Below are 21,727 nucleotides of genomic sequence, written 5' to 3' on the forward strand. Positions count from 1 at the left end.
GTTGAGGCATCGGCGATAAAGGAAGTATCATTAAGATCTGAAACACCTTCATTTAGAAAGCATGTAACTTCTACCTTAATTAATAATCTAATAAAGCTGGAAAGAAAAGCATTGAGCAAGATCCAACATTAAGAGCATCCCTCTCAAAAATAATTTGTGTATTTTTGAGGTTACTATCATGTTTGGATTATTCAAAAAGAAAAGAGACGAGCAAAAGCTTCCGCAGTTACTTGATTTAAACGGCGAAGCTTTGCAAGAGGGTGATTTGGTAAAAGCACTGCGATATGAGCTGGGCGAAGCCAAGCTCATTTTGGAAGAAAATACTTACTACTATGAGTCCATTAATAGTGGAGAGAAAGTAATATGGCTTAAAATGATAGATGCCTACACAGAAAATCAAAAAGTGCTAAAAAAATCATAGCACTATTCTTCCACCTCTTCCCATTCAAGGGTATCTACTAATGCCGCCACCTGCTTTTCTAACTTCTTAAGAGATTCCGGTGCGCCGTGGTAATCTTTGACTTTTTTCACTTTCCCTTTATGGTTAAAAGTAAGGTAAGTCGTAGGCATGTCAGAAATATTAGCAGTATACTCCTTTTCGTATTCAAAGAACTTTCCTTCTTCAAAAGCTGAGATCAATGCACTTAGCTGGCTATCACTGATTTTAGCTTTATAATCTCCTTTAAGAGGTAAATGCTGCACGGCATGTAGCTTCGCAGTATTATCCGCAAATATTTCTAATGAATATTCCGGGCAAGTACCAAAGCATGGCGTTTTCTCCATTTTTATGATAGGATCTTCTTGTGCCTCAGTTTTTTGCGTGGTTTTACAAGAAATTATAGTTATTAAAAGAAGCAATAATAAATTTTTCATAGTTCGATATTAAAGATTTTTTGTCAAAGAGTCTTATATTGAATACTAAATGTTTTTTAATGGCAAGTGTATGAAGAAAGTTTTACCATTTATTTTGATTTCCATTTTTGTTTTCACCTCTAGCTATGAGGTCTATTCACAAAAAATGGACCAGCTCAACCAGAAGTTTGAAATTATTTGCTACGCCACTGATGTGAGTAGCGGGGTAAGAATATTACCACCTAAGGCCCCTGGCAACGCCCGGCAAAGCTCCGCCAATATAGAAGTTAACTATGGTAGCGGTTTCACCCCAGAAGCCAGAGCAGCATTCCAAAGAGCAGTAGACATTTGGGCTACTTTACTAAACTCTTCTGTTACAATAAAAATAGATGCATACTGGAGACCTTTAGGTGAGAATGTGCTAGGTAGCGCAGGATGGAATAATGCCTTTAGAAATTTTGAAGGTGCACTAAGACCAGACACTTGGTACCCTGTAGCATTGGCAGAAAAAATGGCCAATCAAGACCTGAATGATCCTGAAAGCGCTGATATAGTAGCTAACTTCAATAGCGATTTTAATTGGTACTTGGGCACAGATGGAAATCCCGCAGCAAGTCAGTATGATCTGGTGTCTGTGGTTTTACATGAAATAGGCCATGGACTAGGTTTTGTAGACTCCTTCGCCTATGAAGAAGGTATTGCAGGCTATGGTTTAGGAGGAAGTGTGGTATTCCCTTTTATTTTTGATACTTATGTAGCTAATGCCAGCATGGAATCTTTAATGGATGTTCACCCTAACTTCTCAAGTGAATTGGGAAGCGCCGTAACCAATGGTAGCGTTTATTTTAACTCTCCCATAGCTATGGCTAACCATGGAGACATAAAACTTTACGCCCCAGAAACTTGGAACCCTGGTTCCAGCATAGCTCACTTAGATGAAAGCACTTACAACAATACAGAGAATGCTCTAATGACTCCTCAAATAGGTCCGCAAGAGACTATGCAATCTCCTGGCCCTATAACTATGGATATGTTTACTGATATGGGCTGGACTTACACTTACATCAATCATACACAATTACCTAATACCGAAGATATTAATGCGGACAACTATGAAGTAGTAGCCTCCATCTCCAGTGACAATGGGTATGATGCTAATAGCGTTAAGCTCCACTATTCAAGAGATGCTTTTACCTCTGAAGATGAAGAAGTGACAATGACCCCAACCGGTAATTCCAATGAATTTTCAGCTGTAATCCCTTCACTCCAATTGCAAGGGACTTTATACAGTTACTACATCACCGTAAATGATGACTTAGACAGAACCTTCTATAAACCCTCATTAGCTCCAGATTTTTTCTATTCTTTTAGAAGTGATTATGATACTGATGCCCCTATTATAACGCATGAAGGCCCCAGCTTTGTAAGGGATACCGATAATGAACTGGTTCTTGAAGCAGTAGTAAGAGATTTCCTTCCATTAGAAGAGGTTATAGTTAACTACAATGTAAATGGAGGAGCAAACCAAACAGCAACATTTGTATTAGTTGATGAATTTGACAGCTTATACCAAGCGACAGTAAACCTTACACCTTTAAACCTACAAGAAGGAGATATTTTTAATTACAATATTTCAGCAGTAGACCAGGCAGGAACAGCAAATAGTGCGAATTACCCCGCCAGCGGAAACATCTCAATACCAGTAGTAGCTTTGGCTCCTTCAGTAGTAAAATACCGAAATGATTTCAACAGCCCTTCTGATGATTTCTTTGTTAGTAACAATTTTAGAATTAGTACTCCTTCAGGCTTCTCCAATGGCGCCATTCACTCTGATCACCCCTACCTAGATGGTACAGGAACTAATCTTGAAAGCGACTATACATACATGATGCGCGTACCCATTATTTTAAATGATCAAGATGCTACTATTACTTTTCGTGAAGTAGTGTTAGTAGAGCCTGGTGAAACTGGCTCCAGTTTTGGTGGAAGCGACTTTTATGATTATGTAGTAGTTGAAGGCTCTAATGATGGCGGTCGTACCTGGATTCCTTTTACTGATGGCTATGACAGCCGTCTTAACTCAGAATGGCTTTCAGATTATAATGCTAACATGGATGCAGACAATAATTCCACCACACAGGGAACGTCATCTATGTATTCGGAACACATTATTGACATGTTAGGTGATGGCAACTTCGAGCCCGGTGAAGAAATCCTGATTCAATTTAGACTTCATGCTGATCAATTTGCACACGGCTGGGGTTGGGCTATTGATGATTTAGAAATACAAACCGACAGCGAAGGACCAGAGATAAGACATAACTTTGAAAATTATATTTTAGAGAACTTAGGCTTTTCTGTACTCACTGAGGTTACTGATAATTATGAGGTAGATAGCGTGGCCATAGAGTTTTTTAAAGATGGAGAGCCTATCACAGTATTTCAGTTCGATGCTAATGCTGCCAATACTTATGAGGCAATATTAAACTTTGAAGGTCTGGAGCTAAATGAAACCTTTCAATATAGAATCATAGCTTTTGATAACAATGAGCCTGAAGCTAATATCTCCTACCTGCCATCAGAGGATACTTTTTTCAATGTTACCTATCTCAACTTTGGTAGCCCTGCCGCTTCCTATTCATTCAATGGCAGCTCATCGGCAGACGATTTTATTGGCAACTTCTTTGAAATTACTGATGCCGGAGACTTTAGCTCACCACTGATCCAATCCGTGCATCCTTATTACACTGGCTTTGGAATAGGAGATAGTAGTAACTTCACTTACACACTCAAGACTCCAATTACTATTGATGCCAACAGGCCACTAATTGGTTTCAAAGAAGTAGTATTGGTAGAGCCCAACTCTTCGGGCGTACCAGGAGATGCCAGCTACAGAGATTATGTGGTAATAGAAGGTTCTGCAGATGGCGGTACTACATGGCATCCGTTCGTGGAAGGGTATGATTCAAAAATTAATTCTGACTGGAGTCAGGCTTTTTCTAACTCAGCAGATGGAAGTGAATCATTATTCAAATACAGAGTGGTAAATATGACCAGATCAGGAAACTTCAGTGATGGTGATGATGTGATTATTCGATTCAGGCTGCTGTCTGACCGTGAAATAAATGGCTGGGGCTGGGCCATTGATGATTTTGAGGTGCAAACAGAAGCTATTGCATCTGTAGATGAAGAGCTCAATTTCCAAGAGCTAACTTTTTACCCTAATCCGGCTAGAAGTACACTCTCATTGTCTATAATAGATTCATTGCCTTTAGATCAATTAACATTAAAAATGTTTAATAGTAAGGGACAAAATATCTACCAAAATGAATTTGAAGGCGGAAGTTATAGCTTATCTGCTACCATTGACATCAGTAATCAGCCTTCTGGTATTTATCTGGTAAATATCTCTACCGAAAAAGGATCTGTAACCAGAAAAATAATTATTAGTCAATAAATAGCCATATAAAATAATAGAATAACAGGGGTAGGCGAAATGTGGTTTTGATTCTAAGGTTTTTGCTTTAACTTTGTGCCAATTTATACAAAAGCATATTTCGCAAACCACACAAACATTTTTAAATGCCAAGAGATAGGAGCATCAGGTCGGTTTTAATCATTGGAAGCGGACCTATTGTTATTGGACAAGCATGTGAATTCGATTATTCGGGATCACAAGCCTCTCGTTCACTAAGAGAAGAAGGTATAGAAGTCATTCTGATCAATTCCAACCCGGCAACGATTATGACTGACAAGGTCACTGCAGACCACATTTACCTCAAGCCACTCACTAAAAAATCCATTAAAGAAATCCTTGAAAAGCATAATGTTGACGCTGTACTACCCACCATGGGAGGTCAAACAGCGCTTAACCTGGCCATTGAATGCCAGAAAGCTGGACTTTGGGATCATTATGGAGTAAAAATAATCGGGGTAGACATCGATGCGATCGAAACTACAGAAGATCGTGAGAAGTTCCGATTAAAGATGAATGAACTGGGGGTTAATGTATGTAAAGGTGAAACAGCCACTTCTTTCTTACAAGGAAAGGAAATCGCACAAGAGATCGGCTTTCCTTTAGTAATAAGGCCTTCATATACCTTAGGAGGTTCTGGAGGAGGTTTTGTAAACTCACCCGACGAGTTTGAAAAAGCACTTACTCACGGGCTACATACCTCACCTATTCATGAAGTACTTATTGAGCAAAGTATCCTTGGATGGAAAGAATACGAGCTAGAGCTACTGAGAGATAATAAAGGTAATATTATCATCATCTGTTCTATCGAGAACTTTGACCCTATGGGGGTTCATACAGGAGACTCTATTACGGTAGCACCTGCCATGACCTTGCCTGACACCGTTTATCAGGAAATGCGTAACCTCGCTATTAAAATGATGAACGGAATAGGAATGTTCGCAGGAGGCTGTAACGTTCAGTTTGCTGTTAACCCTGATGATGATTCTATAATAGGAATTGAAATCAACCCAAGGGTATCAAGATCATCAGCACTGGCATCTAAAGCTACTGGTTATCCTATTGCTAAAATAGCGGCTAAACTGGCTATTGGCTATAACCTGGATGAACTAAGCAATGCCATTACAGGCACTACTTCTGCTTACTTTGAGCCAGCATTAGATTATGTAATTGTAAAAATACCTAGATGGAACTTTGATAAGTTCCAGGGTTCTGACAGACACTTAGGTCTCTCTATGAAATCTGTAGGAGAGGTTATGGGTATTGGAAGAAACTTCCAGGAAGCCCTTCAGAAAGCCTGTCAGTCATTAGAAATAAAAAGAAATGGTCTGGGAGCGGATGGCAAAGAGCTTACAGATCAAAAAGCAATATTAGAAAGTCTGGAGCACCCTAGCTGGAACAGACTATTCCATATCTATGACGCCTTTAAATTGGGGGTTTCTTTCAAAACCATTGAAAAACTCACCAAAATAGACAAATGGTTCCTCAACCAGATTGAAGAACTTATTCTGCTAGAAGACGAAATAGAGAAACATACCATAGATACACTTCCTTTTGACCTGCTTAAAGAAGCTAAAGAAAAAGGATACGCTGACAGACAACTTGGTCATTTGATGAGATGCCTGGAAAGTGAAGTATTTAACAAGCGTAAAGAGCTTGGCCTTAACAGAGTTTACAAACTTGTAGACACCTGTGCTGCCGAGTTTGAAGCTCAAACACCATATTATTACTCTACTTTCGATCAGGAAAACGAATCTAAGGTTTCTGATAAAAAGAAAGTAATTGTACTAGGTTCAGGACCAAACAGAATTGGTCAGGGTATAGAGTTTGACTATTCATGTGTACACGGAATCCTGGCTGCTAAAGAATGTGGCTATGAAACCATCATGATCAACTGTAACCCTGAAACAGTATCTACTGATTTCGATGTGGCCGATAAGCTATATTTCGAGCCTGTATTCTGGGAGCATATCTATGAAATCATTCTTCAGGAAAATCCTGTAGGAGTAATAGTACAGCTCGGCGGACAAACCGCTCTGAAACTGGCTGAAAAGCTTGAGAAATATGGAATTAAAATACTAGGTACTAACTTCGAGTCTCTGGATTTAGCTGAAGACAGAGGTAGTTTCTCTAATATTTTGAAAGAGAATGACATTCCTTACCCAGAATTTGGAGTAGCGGAAGATGCAGAAACAGCCATTGAGTTATCAAAAGATATCGGATTCCCGCTATTGGTAAGACCATCTTATGTATTAGGAGGTCAAAGCATGAAAATTGTGATCAATGAAACAGAGCTGGAATCACACATAGTAGACATATTAAGAAACATCCCTGGTAACAAAGTATTACTAGACCACTTCCTGGATGGCGCTATAGAAGCTGAAGCTGATGCCATTTGTGATGGTGAAGATGTTTATATAATAGGTATTATGCAGCACATAGAGCCTGCTGGTATTCACTCCGGAGACTCATACGCTGTATTACCACCGTATAACTTGGGTGATTTGGTAATAGCTCAAATAGAAGCTTTTACTAAAAAAATAGCCCTGGCACTTAATACAGTAGGTCTTATAAACATACAGTTCGCTATAAAAGATGATAAAGTGTACATTATAGAAGCTAACCCTAGAGCTTCTCGTACGGTACCATTCATTTGTAAAGCGTATGACGAACCTTATGTGAATTATGCCGTTAAAGTAATGTTAGGGGAGAAAAAAGTAAAAGACTTTACTTTCAGCCCTATGAAAAAAGGATATGCTATAAAAGAGCCGGTGTTCTCATTTGAGAAGTTCCCTAACGTAAATAAAGAGTTAGGACCTGAAATGAAATCTACCGGAGAGGCTATCTACTTTATTGAAGATCTTATGGATGATTTCTTCCTAAAGATCTATTCAGAAAGAAACCTATATTTAAGTAAATAGGTTGTTACTTTAAATAGAAAGCATATGGGATTTTTAAAAACTGTAATAATTGCTTGTCTTATCATCTACCTTATCAATAAGGTATTTGGTATGATCATAAAGTTTTTAGCTGGTGGGTCTACTGCCAACCAGCGCAGTGGAAATGGAAACAGAAGCTATAACCACACACAATCAGCCAATTACAGGCAAAACGGTGATGTTAATATTGATTATGTTCCAAAAAATAATTCCCATAAAGACGTAAATGACTTCAAAGGAGGAGAATACGTAGATTACGAAGAGGTAAAAGAATAAGTTATTTATAGATAATTTTAGTAATTTATACCCCGTTTTGTCTCCTCAAAGGAGATAAGAACGGGGTTTTTTAATTTTTAGACATTATGACATCAATTGATTTTTATAAATACCAGGCCACAGGTAATGATTTTATTCTTATAGACAACCGTGATCCTCAGCTGGAACTCACTAAAGAAGAGATCGTTTTCTTGTGCGACCGTAAGTTTGGTATTGGCTCAGACGGCCTTATACTCATCCAAAATCATGAAGAATATGACTTTGAGATGGTTTTTTACAACCCTGACAGTAGCCAGAGTCTCTGTGGTAACGGTAGCCGCTGTGCGGTTAACTTCGCTAAATTCTTGGGAATTATAGATTCTACCACTAACTTCCTGGCTTTCGATGGAGCCCATTTTGCTGAGATACTTGATAATGGAGAAGTCAGACTAAAAATGTCTGATGTACAAAATGTCAGGCTTATGGCAGATGGTATATTTGTTGATACAGGTTCCCCGCATCTTATTAAGTATGTAATCAATATTGATAACTACAGAGTATATGATGAAGGCAAGGCCATAAGAAACGGAGGCCTCTTCAAATCTGCTGGCGTAAATGTAAACTTTGTAGAAATTACCGGTGCTGATGAAATATTTGTAAGAACATATGAAAGAGGAGTAGAAAACGAAACCTTATCATGTGGTACCGGTGTTACAGCAGCTGCGCTTGCCTCTAGCACCAAAGAGCTCAACTCTCCTATCAAGGTAAACACCAAAGGTGGTAATTTAAGCGTTGAGTTTAATAAAAATGAAGATATGAGCTTCTCCGATGTTTATCTTTTAGGCCCAGCCAAAGAGGTTTTTAAAGGCTCTATTGAATTGGATAAATAATTTAATAAATAATTAGTATAAAAGGCCTTAACTTTAGGCACAGAAAATATTGTAACTAAGAGCAAGTATGTTAAAGTTTATAACAAAAGTGTTTGGTGGTACCAAGTCCGAAAAGGATATTAAGAAATTGATACCAATAGTTGAAGAAGTCAACAAAGAATATGCTCAGCTAACGAATATAAGTGATGATGAACTGAGAGGAAAAACCAGAGAAGTTCAGGATAAAATCGACTCCTCTCTTAAATCTATAGATGATCAGATAGCAGACCTTCATCAGCAGACTGAAGATAATCCTGACTTGGATATTCACACCAAAGAAGAAATTTTCTCCAAAATTGACAAACTGGAGGAAGACAGAAATAAGGATCTTGAAAAAGTATTGAAGACTGTACTTCCTACTGCTTTTGCTATAATCAAAGAGACTGCTCGTAGGTTTAAAGAAAACGGCAAAATGGAAGTAACAGCTACTATGCTGGATAAATCCATTTCTGCCAAAAAGAAAAACGTAGAAATTCAGGGCGAAACGGCTATCTGGCATAACAAGTGGATGGCAGCTGGCAATGAAATCACCTGGGATATGCTACACTATGATGTGCAAATCATAGGTGGTATAGTGCTACATGAAGGTAAAATAGCTGAGATGGCTACTGGTGAAGGTAAAACTTTAGTAGCAACCCTCCCCGCCTTCTTAAATGCATTGGCAAAAAGAGGCGTTCACATAGTTACGGTAAACGATTACCTGGCTAAGCGTGATAGCGAATGGATGGCTCCTATTTTTGAATTCCATGGATTAACCGTAGACTGTGTTGACAGGCATGAGCCTAACTCTGATGAAAGAAGGGAGGCATATCATGCAGACATCACTTATGGTACCAATAATGAGTTTGGCTTCGACTACCTACGTGACAATATGTCTCGTGACCCTAAAGAACTAGTTCAGAGAAAACACCACTATGCTATGGTGGATGAGGTAGATTCAGTACTTATTGATGAAGCCAGAACACCTTTGATCATTTCCGGGCCGGTACCTAAAGGAGATGAGCACGAGTTTTATGACCTAAAACCACGTATTGGCAAACTAGTAGAGGCTCAAAGAAAACTAGTATCTCAGTATTTAATTGAGGCTAAAAGACTGATAAGTGAAGGAGATGAAAAAGCAGGCGGATTATCATTATTCCGTGCTTACAGAGGTCTTCCTAAACATAAACCTCTTATTAAATATTTAAGTGAAACTGGTGTTCGTCAGATTTTACAAAAAACTGAGAACTATTACCTTCAGGATAATCAAAAAATGATGCCTGAGGCGGATGATCCTTTGTTCTTCACTATTGATGAAAAGCATAACAGTATAGAACTTACTGAAAAAGGTATTGACCTGATTACAGGTGAAGGTGAAGATCCTAACTTCTTCATCATGCCTGATATAGGTACTGAAATAGCTGACCTTGAAAAAGATGAAGTTCTTTCTGATGAAGATAAAGTAAGCAAGAAAGATTCACTGATTAAGGACTACGCTGAGAAATCTCAAAGGATCCACTCAGTGAACCAATTATTAAAAGCATATACGCTCTTCGAAAAAGACACAGAGTACATCATAGTAGATGGAAAAGTAAAAATTGTAGATGAGCAAACTGGTCGTGTAATGGACGGAAGAAGATACTCTGACGGATTACACCAAGCCATAGAAGCAAAGGAAAATGTGAAGGTAGAAGATGCCACACAGACCTACGCTACCATTACATTACAAAACTATTTCCGTATGTACCACAAATTAGCTGGTATGACGGGTACTGCAGAAACAGAAGCTGGTGAGTTCTGGGAAATTTATGAGTTGGACGTAGTAGTAATACCTACAAACAAACCAATAGCCCGAGCCGACAGGCAAGATATGGTGTATAAAACCATCAGAGAAAAATTCAATGCTGTAGTAGATGAAATAGTTGTACTCACCGAAGCAGGGCGTCCTGTACTGGTAGGTACTACCTCGGTAGAGATATCTGAGTTACTAAGTCGTATGCTTAATATGCGTAAGATTAAACACCAGGTACTCAACGCCAAGCAGCACCAGAGAGAAGCAGAAGTGGTAGCCGAAGCGGGTAAACCAGGTACCGTAACCATAGCTACAAACATGGCTGGTAGAGGTACTGACATTAAGTTATCAGCAGAGTCTAAAGCTGCTGGTGGTTTAGCTATTATCGGTACAGAAAGACATGAATCAAGAAGGGTAGACAGACAGCTTAGAGGTAGATCTGGTAGACAAGGAGACCCTGGTTCTTCTCAATTCTTCGTATCTCTGGAAGACAACCTGATGAGGATGTTTATGCCTGAGAGAATAGCTAAAGTGATGGACCGCTTAGGCCTGGAAGAAGGAGAAGTAATCTCTCACTCCATGGTAACTAAATCCATTGAAAGAGCTCAGAAAAAAGTTGAAGAAAATAACTTTGGTATACGTAAAAGATTGCTGGAATATGATGATGTAATGAACTCTCAAAGAGAGGTAATCTACACCAGAAGGAAAAACGCCCTTTTCGGAGAAAGATTACAGTTAGACATCATGAACATGCTGTACGATACCTGCGAAGATATTGTACTCAATACCAAGGGAGCTGGTAACTATGAAAGCTTTAAACTTACCGTGCTAGGTGTTTTAAGCATTGATTTTGAAATCAGCAAAGAAGAGTTTGAGAAAGTATCATCAGAAAAACTGGCTGATGACCTTTATAACCAGGCTTTAGAGCATTACAAAAGGAAAAACCAAGAGACTGCTAAAAGGTCCTTCCCTATCATACAGGATATTGAAGAAACAAGAGGAGCAACTATTGAAAATATTTTGGTTCCTTTTACTGATGGCAAAAGACAAATCGGAGTATCTTCTAACCTTAAAAAGTGTGTTGCTACTGAAAACAGAGAGCTGATTCGCTCAATGGAAAAAATGGTAACACTAGCCCTTATTGACCAGCTTTGGAAAGATCATTTAAGAGAAATGGATGATCTGAAACAAAGTGTTCAGAATGCGGTATACGAGCAAAAAGATCCTTTATTGATTTATAAATTCGAAGGATTTGAATTATTCAAAAGGTTCATTGCTAAGGTAAATGAAGACACCATTTCATTCCTTCTTAAGGCAGATCTTCCTGTTCAGGAGGCTCAAGACGTGCAAGAAGCCAGAGCTCAGAGAAAGCAAAAACTGAAGGAGCAAAAAGATGAATCTAAATCCTTATTAAGTGGAGGCAGCAATGCTCAGGCTCAAGCCAGCGCTAACAGACCTCCTGCCGAAAAAACTATGCCTATTAAAGCAGAAAGAACTGTAGGTAGAAATGATAAGGTAACGGTTCAATATATGGATGGAAGCATTGTTAAAGATGTGAAATTCAAAAAAGTAGAAGAAGACATCAAAAATAATAAGTGCGTACTGGTTGAGGAATAAGCAATAACTATGAAAAAAACTGTTCTTTACTGCTTGGTTGGCTTTGCCTTGCTATCAGCATGTAGTCCTAAGACAAGCACCTCTTCGTCATCAGGAGAGGTGTATAAAGAGGATTTAAAAGCCTATAGGCCTGTCTATGAAAAGCCTGTAGAAAAGCATGACACCATCGCTCAGGCTAATGAAAGCTATGCTGATGTAGACATTGAGCCCACAAATGATGTAACTGAACCTCTAAACAATGTTTTAGATGAGATTGATGGTCTCAGAAGTAACACCAGATATATAGATGGTTTTACAATTCAGGTATACTCAGGCACCAATAGAGAAGATGCCAGACTGGCCAGAGGTAAGGTTTTTTCTGTACTACCAGAGGCTAACCCTTCTTTAAAATTCGATGAGCCTAATTTCAAGGTAAAAGTAGGCAAGTATTACTCTAAACTTGAAGCTCAGAAACCCTATGCTCAATTAAGAAAGAAATTCCCCGGAGCATTAATTATTCCTGAAAGAATATATATACAGTAAATGTCATTAAAAGAAAAAGTTAAGGAACTGGCAAAGCAAAATGTGCAGGATGTAATAAGCATCAGACGGCACCTACATGCTAACCCGGAGCTTTCCTATCAGGAGTTTAACACGGCTAAATATGTAGCTGCTCAGTTAAAGGAAATGGGCATCACGCCTAAAGAGGGCATTGCTGGCACCGGCCTTGCCGCTGTTATAGAAGGTAAGAATCCTTCTAAAAAAGTAATAGCCCTACGTGCAGACATGGATGCTCTCCCTATTAAGGAGGCTAATGACATTGATTATAAATCTCAAAATGAGGGAGTAATGCATGCTTGTGGTCATGATGCGCATACCGCTTCATTACTGGGAGTTGCTAAAATACTTACTCAGCTCAAAGATGAGTTTGAAGGATCTGTGAAGCTTATCTTCCAACCAGGAGAAGAGAAAAACCCTGGTGGCGCCTCTTTAATGATAAAAGACGGTGTTTTGAAAGATCCTGCACCTGTGAATATTCATGGTCAGCACGTTATGCCTCTCATACCTGTAGGTAAAGTAGGCTTTCGTGAAGGCATGTATATGGCCAGCTGTGACGAAATATATTTAAAGGTAATAGGAAAGGGAGGCCATGGCGCTGTTCCTGAACTGGCAGTAGATCCTGTGCTCATTACTTCTCACATTATTGTAGCACTGCAGCAGGTGATAAGCAGAAATGCCAGCCCCAAAACGCCTACCGTACTCACATTTGGTAAAGTAATAGCTGATGGAGCTACTAACATCATTCCTAACGAGGTAAATGTAGAAGGCACCTTTAGAGCTATGGATGAAACATGGCGAGCTGATGCTCATGAAAAAATAATTAAAATGGCCAGCGGCATAGCCGAATCTATGGGCGGCTCCTGTGAAGTAGAAATTTCAAAAGGATACCCTTACCTGGAAAATGATCCTGAGTTAACTAAAAAGTCAAGAACGGCTGCTGAGGAGTACTTAGGAGAAGAAAATGTAGTAGACCTTGATCTATGGATGGGAGCAGAAGATTTTTCGTTTTACACACACGAAATACCTGCTTGCTTTTATAGGTTAGGCACAAGAAATGAAGCCAAAGGCATCACTTCTTATGTGCATACACCTACTTTTAATATTGATGAAGACGCCTTAGAAATAGGCGCCGGGCTTATGGCCTGGTTAGCATTAAAAGAGCTAGCAGAATAACTGCTAGCTTTCATCTTCTTCATCTCTGGCCAGCTCGCCAGTAATAGCTTCAGATACGTTTATGATATGATCACCAACCCTTTCTATAAGGTTATATAAGTCGGCATATACTATTCCGCTCATCACATCATAATCTCCCTTCTCAATATTCTTTAAATGCTTTTTCCTTAGCTTATCACGCTTCTTGTTGATAGCAGCTTCTTTTTCTATAGCCTGGTTCAAGGTCACTTTAGAGTAATCTATATTCAGGTTATTGATCATTATATCAAAAGCCTCATCAACCAGCTCCAGCATACCTGCCAAATTTTCTATTTGTCCGTCTGAGAACCAGTTTTTACCATCACTCTTTCTTTCAATTGTTAATGACATCTGGTAAAAAAGATCTCCTATTCTTTCCAAATCATTTATGATAGAAAGCATTCCCCTAAGGCGGAGTGAAGCCTCATTACTAAGATTAGAGGTAGATAATTTAGATAGATAATCAGCTATTTCAACCTCAACTCTATCTGTAATTTCCTCATACTTCTTAATCTTACGCATCATCTTGCCTCGCTCCTTGTTCTTCTTTTTCTTAAGAAGGTTCTGAGCATAACCAGACATTCTCTTAGTAAGATCAGCAAACTTGGCTATTTCCTTTCTGGCTTCTTCCAGAGATATTTCCGGTGTTGATAATAAAGGGGTAGAAATATATTCTAGTCTAAACTCTTCTCCATCTCCTTTTGATTTCACCATTCGGGTAACCAAATCAGCTATTTTATTTACAAAGCCTATAAGTAGTAATACGTTGATAAGGTTAAACGTAGTATGGAAATAAGATAGTGCTAAAGGTACTGATTCAGGATCATTAAAAGGTGAAGTTCCTCCCCTTACATCTACCATAAACCATTCTATTCCACTCAAAAACCCCCTAAAAGTGCAGAGCATCCAGATGACCCCAAATATATTAAATATAAAGTGAGCTCGTGCTGCTCGCTTAGCATGCACATTAGCTACCATAGCGGCTAAGTTAGCAGTAATAGTAGTACCAATATTCTCTCCTAGCACCATAGCTGCAGCCAGATCAAATGAAATCCAACCTTGGTTAGCCATTACTAAAGTGAGAGCCATAGTAGCACTAGAAGACTGTACAATTACAGTAAGGATAGTACCTATAACCACAAAGAGTAAAATAGAGAAGTAGTTACCATTTGTATATTGCGCCAAAAATTCCAGCACCTCTGGGTTAGACTTCAAGTCAGGAACAGCATCTTTTAATGCTTCAAGTCCCATGAATAATAAAGCAAAACCAATGATAACCTCAGCCCATGATTTTAATTTAGCCTTAGAGGCGAATAATAACGGAGTACCTACTGCTATAATAGGTAAGGCTGCTGCCGCAATTTTCATCTTAAACCCTACCAGCGAAATAATCCAAGAAGTAATAGTGGTTCCTATATTAGCCCCCATTATCACTCCTATTGACTCTACTAATGAAAGTAAACCTGCATTCACAAAGCTTACCACCATAACTGTAGTAGCTGATGAAGACTGCACTAATCCGGTAAGCAGAAAACCCGTAAATACCCCCGCCCATCTGTGCGATGTCATAGCTCTCAGGATATCCCTCATGCGGCCACCTGCCACCTTCTGTATCCCCTCACTCATTACCTTCATACCATATATGAAGAAACCAAGCGATCCTAAAAGAGTAAGGAAATCAAAAAAATTATACTCCATGTTGTTAAATTTTGCCGCGCAAAGTTAGTTAACTCAAGTGGTTAAAAACTTATCGAATATTAAGTTTATGTTAAGTTCAATTGTATTGATAAGCCAAAATTGCAATTTTGATGGAATTTAACCAGTAATTAGCTCCATATTTATGAATATCAATGCTTAAGCGCTTCCAAGAATTAACAATACTTTTACATTCAGAATGAAGAATTCATTTTTTTAAGCCATAAATTCGCATCTTTTAAAATTTTGACTTTTGTCTCCCAATCAGCGAAAAAATATTGTAAAACAAGCCATGGTCATAATAGGTGCCATGCTTATATTTCTATTCTCCATAGATATGATGGGCGAGTCCTTCAGCCACCTGGGCCGTGGAGTAGCTGAGTCAATATTATTTGCTACCTCCAATCCTTTTATTGGTCTTTTTATAGGACTTCTAATTACTGCTATTATTCAGAGCAGCTCCACCAGCACTTCTATGATAGTAGCCCTGGTAGCCTCCGGTGCCATCACTATTGCCGAAGCAGTACCTATGATTATGGGAGCCAACATAGGCACTACGCTCACCAGCACCATAGTGTCTTTAGGGTTTATTACTAAAAAAACTGAGTTTAGAAGAGCCATAGCTGCCGGCACGGTCCACGACTTCTTTAATATACTAACCACGCTGATTCTGTTCCCCCTGGAATATTATTATGGCTTTATCTCTTCCTTGTCTCAATATATAGCCAACATGCTGGTAGAGACTAATTCCGACAGTTCTCTTAATGAATATGGCTTTAAGCTCTTCCATGCTTTCCCTATTACTCCTTATGTAGTAGAGAAAATCAACAATGGGTTTATCAGCCTGGCACTAGCCTTTATTCTGTTATTTGGCTCTATAAAAATTCTTTCTAAAGTGATCTACAAAATGATCATAGGCGAGTCTCAAGACAAGTTAAGAAATTTTGTATTCAACCGATCATTAAAATCTTTTGCCTGGGGGGTAGGCCTTACTGCAGCGGTTCAATCCAGCTCGGTAACTACTTCGTTAATGGTTCCATTTGTAGCCACGGGCAGAGTATCCTTAAAAAAAGTAACTCCTTTTATATTCGGAGCTAATGTAGGCACTACTATCACAGCCTTTATTGCTGTACTTTTTAAATCTAACGCGGTAATAAGTATTGCCATCACGCACTTATTGTTTAACCTTATTGGTGTAATTATATTTCTGCCGTTCCCTTTTATGCGCAGAATACCTATAAGGCTGGCCGTTATGTTTGGCAAACAAACCATGAAGTACCGAATTACAGGCTTCATCTATATTATCCTTACTTTCTTCCTTATTCCTTTTACACTTATTTATTTTAATAAGAATGCATCTCAGGTTAATGAGCTGACCTATTTAGTAAAAGAAAAAGATAAGAGCTACGAAAGAAAGGTGATTAGAAAGACACTGCCTAATAACCGAAATATGATTATGCCTTCAGGGGTGGAGGCTGATCCGGGAGACATCCAGCAGAGCTCTGTTTTAAATATTTATAGAAACAAAAAATTATTTTTCATCAACAACCGCTTCTTCCTTATTAATAAACCGGGGTTTTGCTGGGATGATGAAAATAAAAAAGGAAAATTTCAGACCTGCATCACCCAAATATTACCAAACTGGGACGCTGATTTTGCTAATGATTCCGTGTATGTGTACACCCGTACATTTTATGACAGAAAAGCAAGCGACTCTTCTTTATACCGCTACTACATAAGCATACCAGAGCAGCTCCTTTTAAAAACAGAAAAGGTGAACAACAAGGGACAAGTCACGCTCTCAGAGAAACTCATCAGAATTAATAAAAATTAATTACTTAGTCCATCCTAAAACCTCATAAGTTTGTTAATGACTATGATTCATTGAATTCTGGTTAACTTGCAACGCAATAAAACATCAGGGTTTTATCTATTAATTATTAATCAAATTAAAAGTGAGAGAAAAGAAAGGCTTATTAAGTTTCTTAAAAGTAGATAACCTCATAGATCATCTAACTGATTTTATAGAATCTAAAGTAGAGGTTTTTAAAATGGAGTTAAAAGAAGAGCTTGCCGCACTTCTTTCTAAAGCAATAGTAACAGTACTATTAGGGCTTACTGCATCTTTTTTTCTTCTATTTTTCAACATCGCTATTGGCTACTATTTAGGCTATCTACTGAAAAATATATTTTACGGTTTTCTAATCGTTTCACTCTTTTATTTAATAGTTTTCATTATATTTTTCTTATTAAGGAACCAACTAGGTTTAAGAGAGTTAATTGAGAAAAAACTAAACGAACTACTAAAAATTAAGAGTAAATAACCATATGGCAACTAGCATAAAGGAACATTGGGAAGAACTATCCGAAAAACACCGAGATAATTTGAAAGCAGATATTGAAGCATTTGTAGACCGAAGTAAAGACCTTGCTCTCGGCGCAGTAGTGATAGGCGGTGGCTTTGCCCTTTCTTATTATTTAATAAAAAAAATGGGAGGAGGCAAAAAAGTAAAAGTAAGTAAAAAGAAAGATTATAATGACCAAACCAGTGAAGTGACCATAGAAAAGCAACCTTCTATGTTGAGCAACGTTGGTCATGTAGTACTAACTGAAATTACGGTATTCTTATTAGCCATAGCCAAAGAGAAGCTAATTCAATACCTACAAAATATCAATACCGAAGAGGAGAATAATGAGTATACTGAGCACTCTTAATCAACGAAAAGTTACAGGACAGAAATCACTGGCCCTACTTATTGATCCGGATAATGTAGAAGAACCCGCTGATCTGGGCAATCTACTTAATCTGGCTAAAGAGTGTTATGTAGATTATATTTTTATAGGAGGCAGCTTAATTACACAAAGCAATGTAGGCAAGATTGTTAATACCATAAAAAAGGAATGCTCTATACCTACTATCCTTTTTCCTGGCAATAATATGCACATAGACCTCAGTGCGGATGCTATTTTGTTTCTCAGCCTTATTTCTGGTCGCAACCCGGAGTTCCTTATTGGTCAGCATGTGGTAGCCGCTCCTATACTTAAAAACAGCGGTATTGAAATATTGCCTACGGGCTATATGCTCATTAACTCAGACACTACCTCTGCAGTGTCTTACATGAGCAACACCTCTCCCATACCTCCGGATAAGTATTCTGTAGCGGCCTGCACAGCTATGGCAGGAGAAATGTTAGGTCTTAAGCTAATTTTCATGGATGCCGGCAGTGGAGCAAAAACAGCCATTACTCCTAAAATGATCACTCAAGTGAATAGATCTATCAACGTGCCTTTGATAGTTGGAGGGGGAATAGACACGGCCACCAAGGCAAAACAATCACTAGAAGCGGGAGCAGATATGATTGTAATAGGCAATGCAGCAGAAAAAAACCCCAATCTAATGATTGAGGTTTCTGAAAAGATTTATGACTTTAATAAGAGCTTAAACATTCATTAATGTTTCTCTCTTTCTCATTTTACCAGCAGGTATACCATACATCATCTTAAATCGTCTACAGAAATAAGCAGTATCTTTGTATCCACAGGCTTTACCTATGTCTCTGATACTCATTTTTGTAGTTCTAAGCAGGTTTACTGCATGTTCCATTCTTTGGTACTCAATGTAATCCTGAGGATTAATACCTGTAAGGGTTTTAAAGTATTGCCCTACATAGTCCTCTGATACATCAGCCACTTCTGACAACTTCTTATTAGTTAACTCACCTGAAAGGTTATCTTTAATGTACTTAAAGAGTTTAATCAAGCGAGGATCTTTGAAATAAGTACTATTAGTAGCCATTTGCTCTACGAATAGTCTGTTTTCAATAATGTGTCTGATTACTTCTACTACTAAAAGCTCAGTTTTAATCTTCACTACTCTCTGGTTTCCTTCCAGTCTATTTTCTTGCTCCTTAATAATCTCATAAATGATATTATTTACTTTGCTATTTTCTAAAGCAAAAGGAGGAATATCAAGTGCAGTAAAGAAGTTTACAGTATCAAAAACTTTTGTTTCAAAAACAATTGAAGTAAAATCAGCTACTGGTACAGCAGAAGGATCATCTACATGTGTTCTGAAGTATTCCGCCTGCTTATACCCAAACTCTTCTAAAGTTAGTTCTGGACTTCTGTCATCTACATTACCAAAAGTTAGAGGTGTATTTCTAACCGCTGGAATGAAAAGTGCATGCCCCTCTGTCAGCAACTCATCCTCGCTTCCGTAGCGTACAACGCCCTTTTTGAGGATTAGAATTGTGTTCTCTGTGTCCTGATAGTCCTTAATAGTGAAGGGGTGTAATACCTTTATATTATTGGACTTTACAAACTTAATTCCTAAGGATTCAATTATTTTATTGTAATCTTCCATCAACTTACTGTATTTTAACAATACGCAAATTTAATGAATAAAATCATCATAGCATGCACTTTTCTAAGAAATATATCACTTTTTTTATATAATCGGTGAATAACTACTTTAAAAGCTCGCGAGATATTACAATTTTCTGAATCTCAGAGGTCCCTTCGTAGATTTGAGTGATCTTCGCATCCCTCATTAAACGCTCTACATGGTACTCTTTTACAAAGCCATAACCACCATGTACTTGCACTGCTTCCACCGTTACATCCATAGCTGTTTTAGAGGCAAAAAGCTTAGCCATAGCCGCCGCTTGCACAAAATCTTTACCTTGATCTTTAAGACTAGCTGCATTTAAGCATAATAATCTGGCGGCTTCTATATGAGTAGCCATATCTGCCAGTTTAAATTGTATAGCTTGGTGCTGACTAATTTCCTTTCCAAATGCTTTTCTTTCTTTAGAGTACTTTAGTGCAAGTTCATAAGCTCCAGAGGCAATACCTAAGGCTTGAGAGGCAATACCAATTCTTCCACCATTCAACGTGGTCATAGCAAACCTGAACCCAAAGCCATCTTCTCCAATACGGTTCTCTTTAGGTACTTTCACATCTGTAAACATTAGAGAGTGAGTATCTGAGCCCCTAATGCCCAGCTTATTTTCTTTCTTACCTACCACAAAGCCATCCATCCCTTTCTCTACTATTAAAGCATTAATACCCTTATGCTTTTTCTCAGGATCAGTCTGTGCTATTACTATATAAAATTCAGCACTATTACCATTGGTAATCCAGTTTTTAGTACCATTAAGCAAATAATAATCTCCTTTATCTTCTGCTGTAGTCCGCTGGCTAGTGGCATCAGAACCGGCCTCTGGCTCTGATAGGCAGAAGGCTCCTATCACCTCACCTGAAGCTAATCTGGTCAGGTATTTCTGCTTTTGCTCTTCAGTACCATATTTTTCAAGCCCCCAACATACCAGTGAGTTATTTACTGACATAGCTACGGAACAAGAGGCATCCACTTTAGAGATCTCTTCCATAGCCAAGACATAAGAAATGGAATCCATACCCCCACCATTATATTTTGGGTCTACCATCATACCCATAAAGCCCAGCTCTCCCATTTTCTTAATCTGCTCAGCAGGAAAGATCTGTTTTTCATCCCTTTCTATCACTCCAGGAAGCAATTCATTTTGAGCAAAATCACGAGCAGCGTCCCGTACAGCTAACTGCTCTTCAGTAAATTCAAAATTCATAGTATTCAGTTTATTCATGAGAAATTATCCTACCCTCCTTTAGTGATCAAAGAACAAAAAAAGAGGGATTGTTATGCATGCATAACAATCCCTCCTAATTTACAATTATTTTGATAAACTAATTCTAACTAAAGGCCATTATCTTAAGCCTTTAAGCTTGAATTAGTCTCTATTTCCTAAGAATATACTAACATAATACAGTAATGTTACTAAAGAACCCAGCGCTGCTACCACGTAGGTCATTGCGGCCCATTTTAAGGCATCTTTAGCCATTCCATACTCATTATTATCTACTATGTGTCGGTCTTTCACCCAAGCTAGCGCCCTTTTACTGGCATCAAACTCTACAGGTAGCGTAACTAATGAAAACAGTGTCATTACTCCATAAGCACCAATGATCACCAATAATACCAGCTGTATAGGGAATGTTTGGAAAAGGAAAAATCCACCAAACAGCATCACCATCATAATAATGTTCAAAATCTTAGCACTGGCATTTTGGATTGGCACCATGGCCGATCTAAATTCTAACATGCTATATGCTGTAGCATGCTGTACGGCGTGTCCACATTCGTGAGAAGCAACAGCGGCTGCAGCTGCATTTCTTCCATGATACACCCCTTCACTTAAATTTACAGTTTTGTTACCCGGGTTATAATGATCCGACAAATGCCCTGGAACGGACACCACCTGAACATCATGAATACCATGATCTGCCAGCATAAGCTTAGCAATCTCGGCCCCAGATAAATTCTTGTTTAATGGTACCTGCGAATATTTCTTAAACTTGCTCTTAAGCCTTGACTGTACTGCAAAGCTTAGGATACCAAAGACGATAATTATTACCCAAATCATAT

Annotated in this window: 17 protein-coding genes; 12 read left to right on the forward strand and 5 right to left on the reverse strand. The window is 38.4% G+C overall.

All coding sequences use genetic code 11. The features are described 5' to 3' along the window. The first annotated feature begins 178 nt into the window (after nt 1–178). Nucleotides 179–421, forward strand: coding sequence for a hypothetical protein (locus LVD15_RS05210; protein WP_233779247.1), 243 nt, complete (start codon nt 179–181; stop codon nt 419–421). Between the two features lie 2 nt (nt 422–423). Here the strand turns inward: LVD15_RS05210 and LVD15_RS05215 are convergent, their stop codons facing one another. Beyond that, nucleotides 424–873: a DUF6438 domain-containing protein gene (locus tag LVD15_RS05215; protein WP_233779248.1), complete on the reverse strand. Its 450-nt coding sequence runs from the start codon at nt 871–873 to the stop codon at nt 424–426. A 70-nt stretch (nt 874–943) separates the two neighbouring features. Here LVD15_RS05215 and LVD15_RS05220 point away from each other — a divergent pair, with 70 nt between their 5' ends. The 7 genes from LVD15_RS05220 (at nt 944) to LVD15_RS05250 (ending at nt 13,551) form a co-directional block, all read left to right on the forward strand. Next, nucleotides 944–4,309, forward strand: coding sequence for a T9SS type A sorting domain-containing protein (locus tag LVD15_RS05220; RefSeq protein ID WP_233779249.1), 3,366 nt, complete (start codon nt 944–946; stop codon nt 4,307–4,309). A 125-nt stretch (nt 4,310–4,434) separates the two neighbouring features. Next, a complete protein-coding gene (carB, locus tag LVD15_RS05225) occupies nt 4,435–7,248 on the forward strand; it encodes a carbamoyl-phosphate synthase large subunit (RefSeq protein ID WP_233779250.1) in 2,814 nt (937 codons plus the stop codon). A gap of 24 nt (nt 7,249–7,272) precedes the next feature. Then, nucleotides 7,273–7,542 (forward strand): DUF4834 family protein, encoded by a 270-nt coding sequence (locus LVD15_RS05230; protein ID WP_233779251.1) that lies wholly within the window; start codon nt 7,273–7,275, stop codon nt 7,540–7,542. Between the two features lie 86 nt (nt 7,543–7,628). Further along, complete coding sequence (dapF, locus tag LVD15_RS05235) at nt 7,629–8,411, forward strand: diaminopimelate epimerase (protein ID WP_233779252.1); 783 nt, start codon at nt 7,629–7,631, stop codon at nt 8,409–8,411. A gap of 67 nt (nt 8,412–8,478) precedes the next feature. After that, nucleotides 8,479–11,838 carry a preprotein translocase subunit SecA gene (gene secA, locus LVD15_RS05240; protein WP_233779253.1) on the forward strand — a complete coding sequence of 1,120 codons (3,360 nt, stop codon included), beginning with the start codon at nt 8,479–8,481 and terminating at the stop codon, nt 11,836–11,838. Nucleotides 11,839–11,847: 9 nt separating this feature from the next. Beyond that, the gene (locus LVD15_RS05245; RefSeq protein WP_233779254.1) at nt 11,848–12,360 is read left to right on the forward strand and encodes an SPOR domain-containing protein; all 513 of its coding nucleotides are present in this window, start codon (nt 11,848–11,850) and stop codon (nt 12,358–12,360) included. Continuing rightward, on the forward strand, nt 12,361–13,551 hold the full coding sequence (locus LVD15_RS05250) for a M20 metallopeptidase family protein (RefSeq protein WP_233779255.1): 1,191 nt from the start codon (nt 12,361–12,363) through the stop codon (nt 13,549–13,551). A 3-nt stretch (nt 13,552–13,554) separates the two neighbouring features. On the opposite strand, the gene LVD15_RS05255 is transcribed toward LVD15_RS05250, so the two are convergent. After that, on the reverse strand, nt 13,555–15,267 hold the full coding sequence (locus LVD15_RS05255; RefSeq protein WP_233779256.1) for a Na/Pi cotransporter family protein: 1,713 nt from the start codon (nt 15,265–15,267) through the stop codon (nt 13,555–13,557). A 250-nt stretch (nt 15,268–15,517) separates the two neighbouring features. Here LVD15_RS05255 and LVD15_RS05260 point away from each other — a divergent pair, with 250 nt between their 5' ends. The 4 genes from LVD15_RS05260 (at nt 15,518) to LVD15_RS05275 (ending at nt 18,718) form a co-directional block, all read left to right on the forward strand. Next, nucleotides 15,518–17,098 (forward strand): Na/Pi symporter, encoded by a 1,581-nt coding sequence (locus LVD15_RS05260; RefSeq protein WP_233779257.1) that lies wholly within the window; start codon nt 15,518–15,520, stop codon nt 17,096–17,098. A 121-nt stretch (nt 17,099–17,219) separates the two neighbouring features. Continuing rightward, nucleotides 17,220–17,588: a phage holin family protein gene (locus tag LVD15_RS05265; RefSeq protein ID WP_233779258.1), complete on the forward strand. Its 369-nt coding sequence runs from the start codon at nt 17,220–17,222 to the stop codon at nt 17,586–17,588. A gap of 4 nt (nt 17,589–17,592) precedes the next feature. Then, nucleotides 17,593–17,979, forward strand: a complete 387-nt coding sequence (locus LVD15_RS05270; protein ID WP_233779259.1) for a hypothetical protein — start codon at nt 17,593–17,595, stop codon at nt 17,977–17,979. Further along, nucleotides 17,957–18,718: a phosphoglycerol geranylgeranyltransferase gene (locus LVD15_RS05275; RefSeq protein WP_233779260.1), complete on the forward strand. Its 762-nt coding sequence runs from the start codon at nt 17,957–17,959 to the stop codon at nt 18,716–18,718. The genes LVD15_RS05270 and LVD15_RS05275 overlap by 23 nt, the downstream gene beginning before the upstream one ends. On the opposite strand, the gene LVD15_RS05280 is transcribed toward LVD15_RS05275, so the two are convergent. The 3 genes from LVD15_RS05280 to LVD15_RS05290 all read right to left on the reverse strand — a co-directional run bounded on the left by LVD15_RS05280 (nt 18,704) and on the right by LVD15_RS05290 (nt 21,725). Continuing rightward, nucleotides 18,704–19,627 (reverse strand): helix-turn-helix domain-containing protein, encoded by a 924-nt coding sequence (locus tag LVD15_RS05280; RefSeq protein WP_233779261.1) that lies wholly within the window; start codon nt 19,625–19,627, stop codon nt 18,704–18,706. The genes LVD15_RS05275 and LVD15_RS05280 overlap by 15 nt on opposite strands. 103 nt (nt 19,628–19,730) lie before the next feature. Next, nucleotides 19,731–20,870, reverse strand: a complete 1,140-nt coding sequence (locus tag LVD15_RS05285; protein WP_233780936.1) for an acyl-CoA dehydrogenase — start codon at nt 20,868–20,870, stop codon at nt 19,731–19,733. 162 nt (nt 20,871–21,032) lie between these two features. Continuing rightward, complete coding sequence (locus LVD15_RS05290; RefSeq protein ID WP_233779262.1) at nt 21,033–21,725, reverse strand: zinc metallopeptidase; 693 nt, start codon at nt 21,723–21,725, stop codon at nt 21,033–21,035. Between the last annotated feature and the right edge of the window lie 2 nt (nt 21,726–21,727).

The sequence above is a fragment of the Fulvivirga maritima genome (assembly GCF_021389955.1).
Classification (GTDB): domain Bacteria; phylum Bacteroidota; class Bacteroidia; order Cytophagales; family Cyclobacteriaceae; genus Fulvivirga; species Fulvivirga maritima.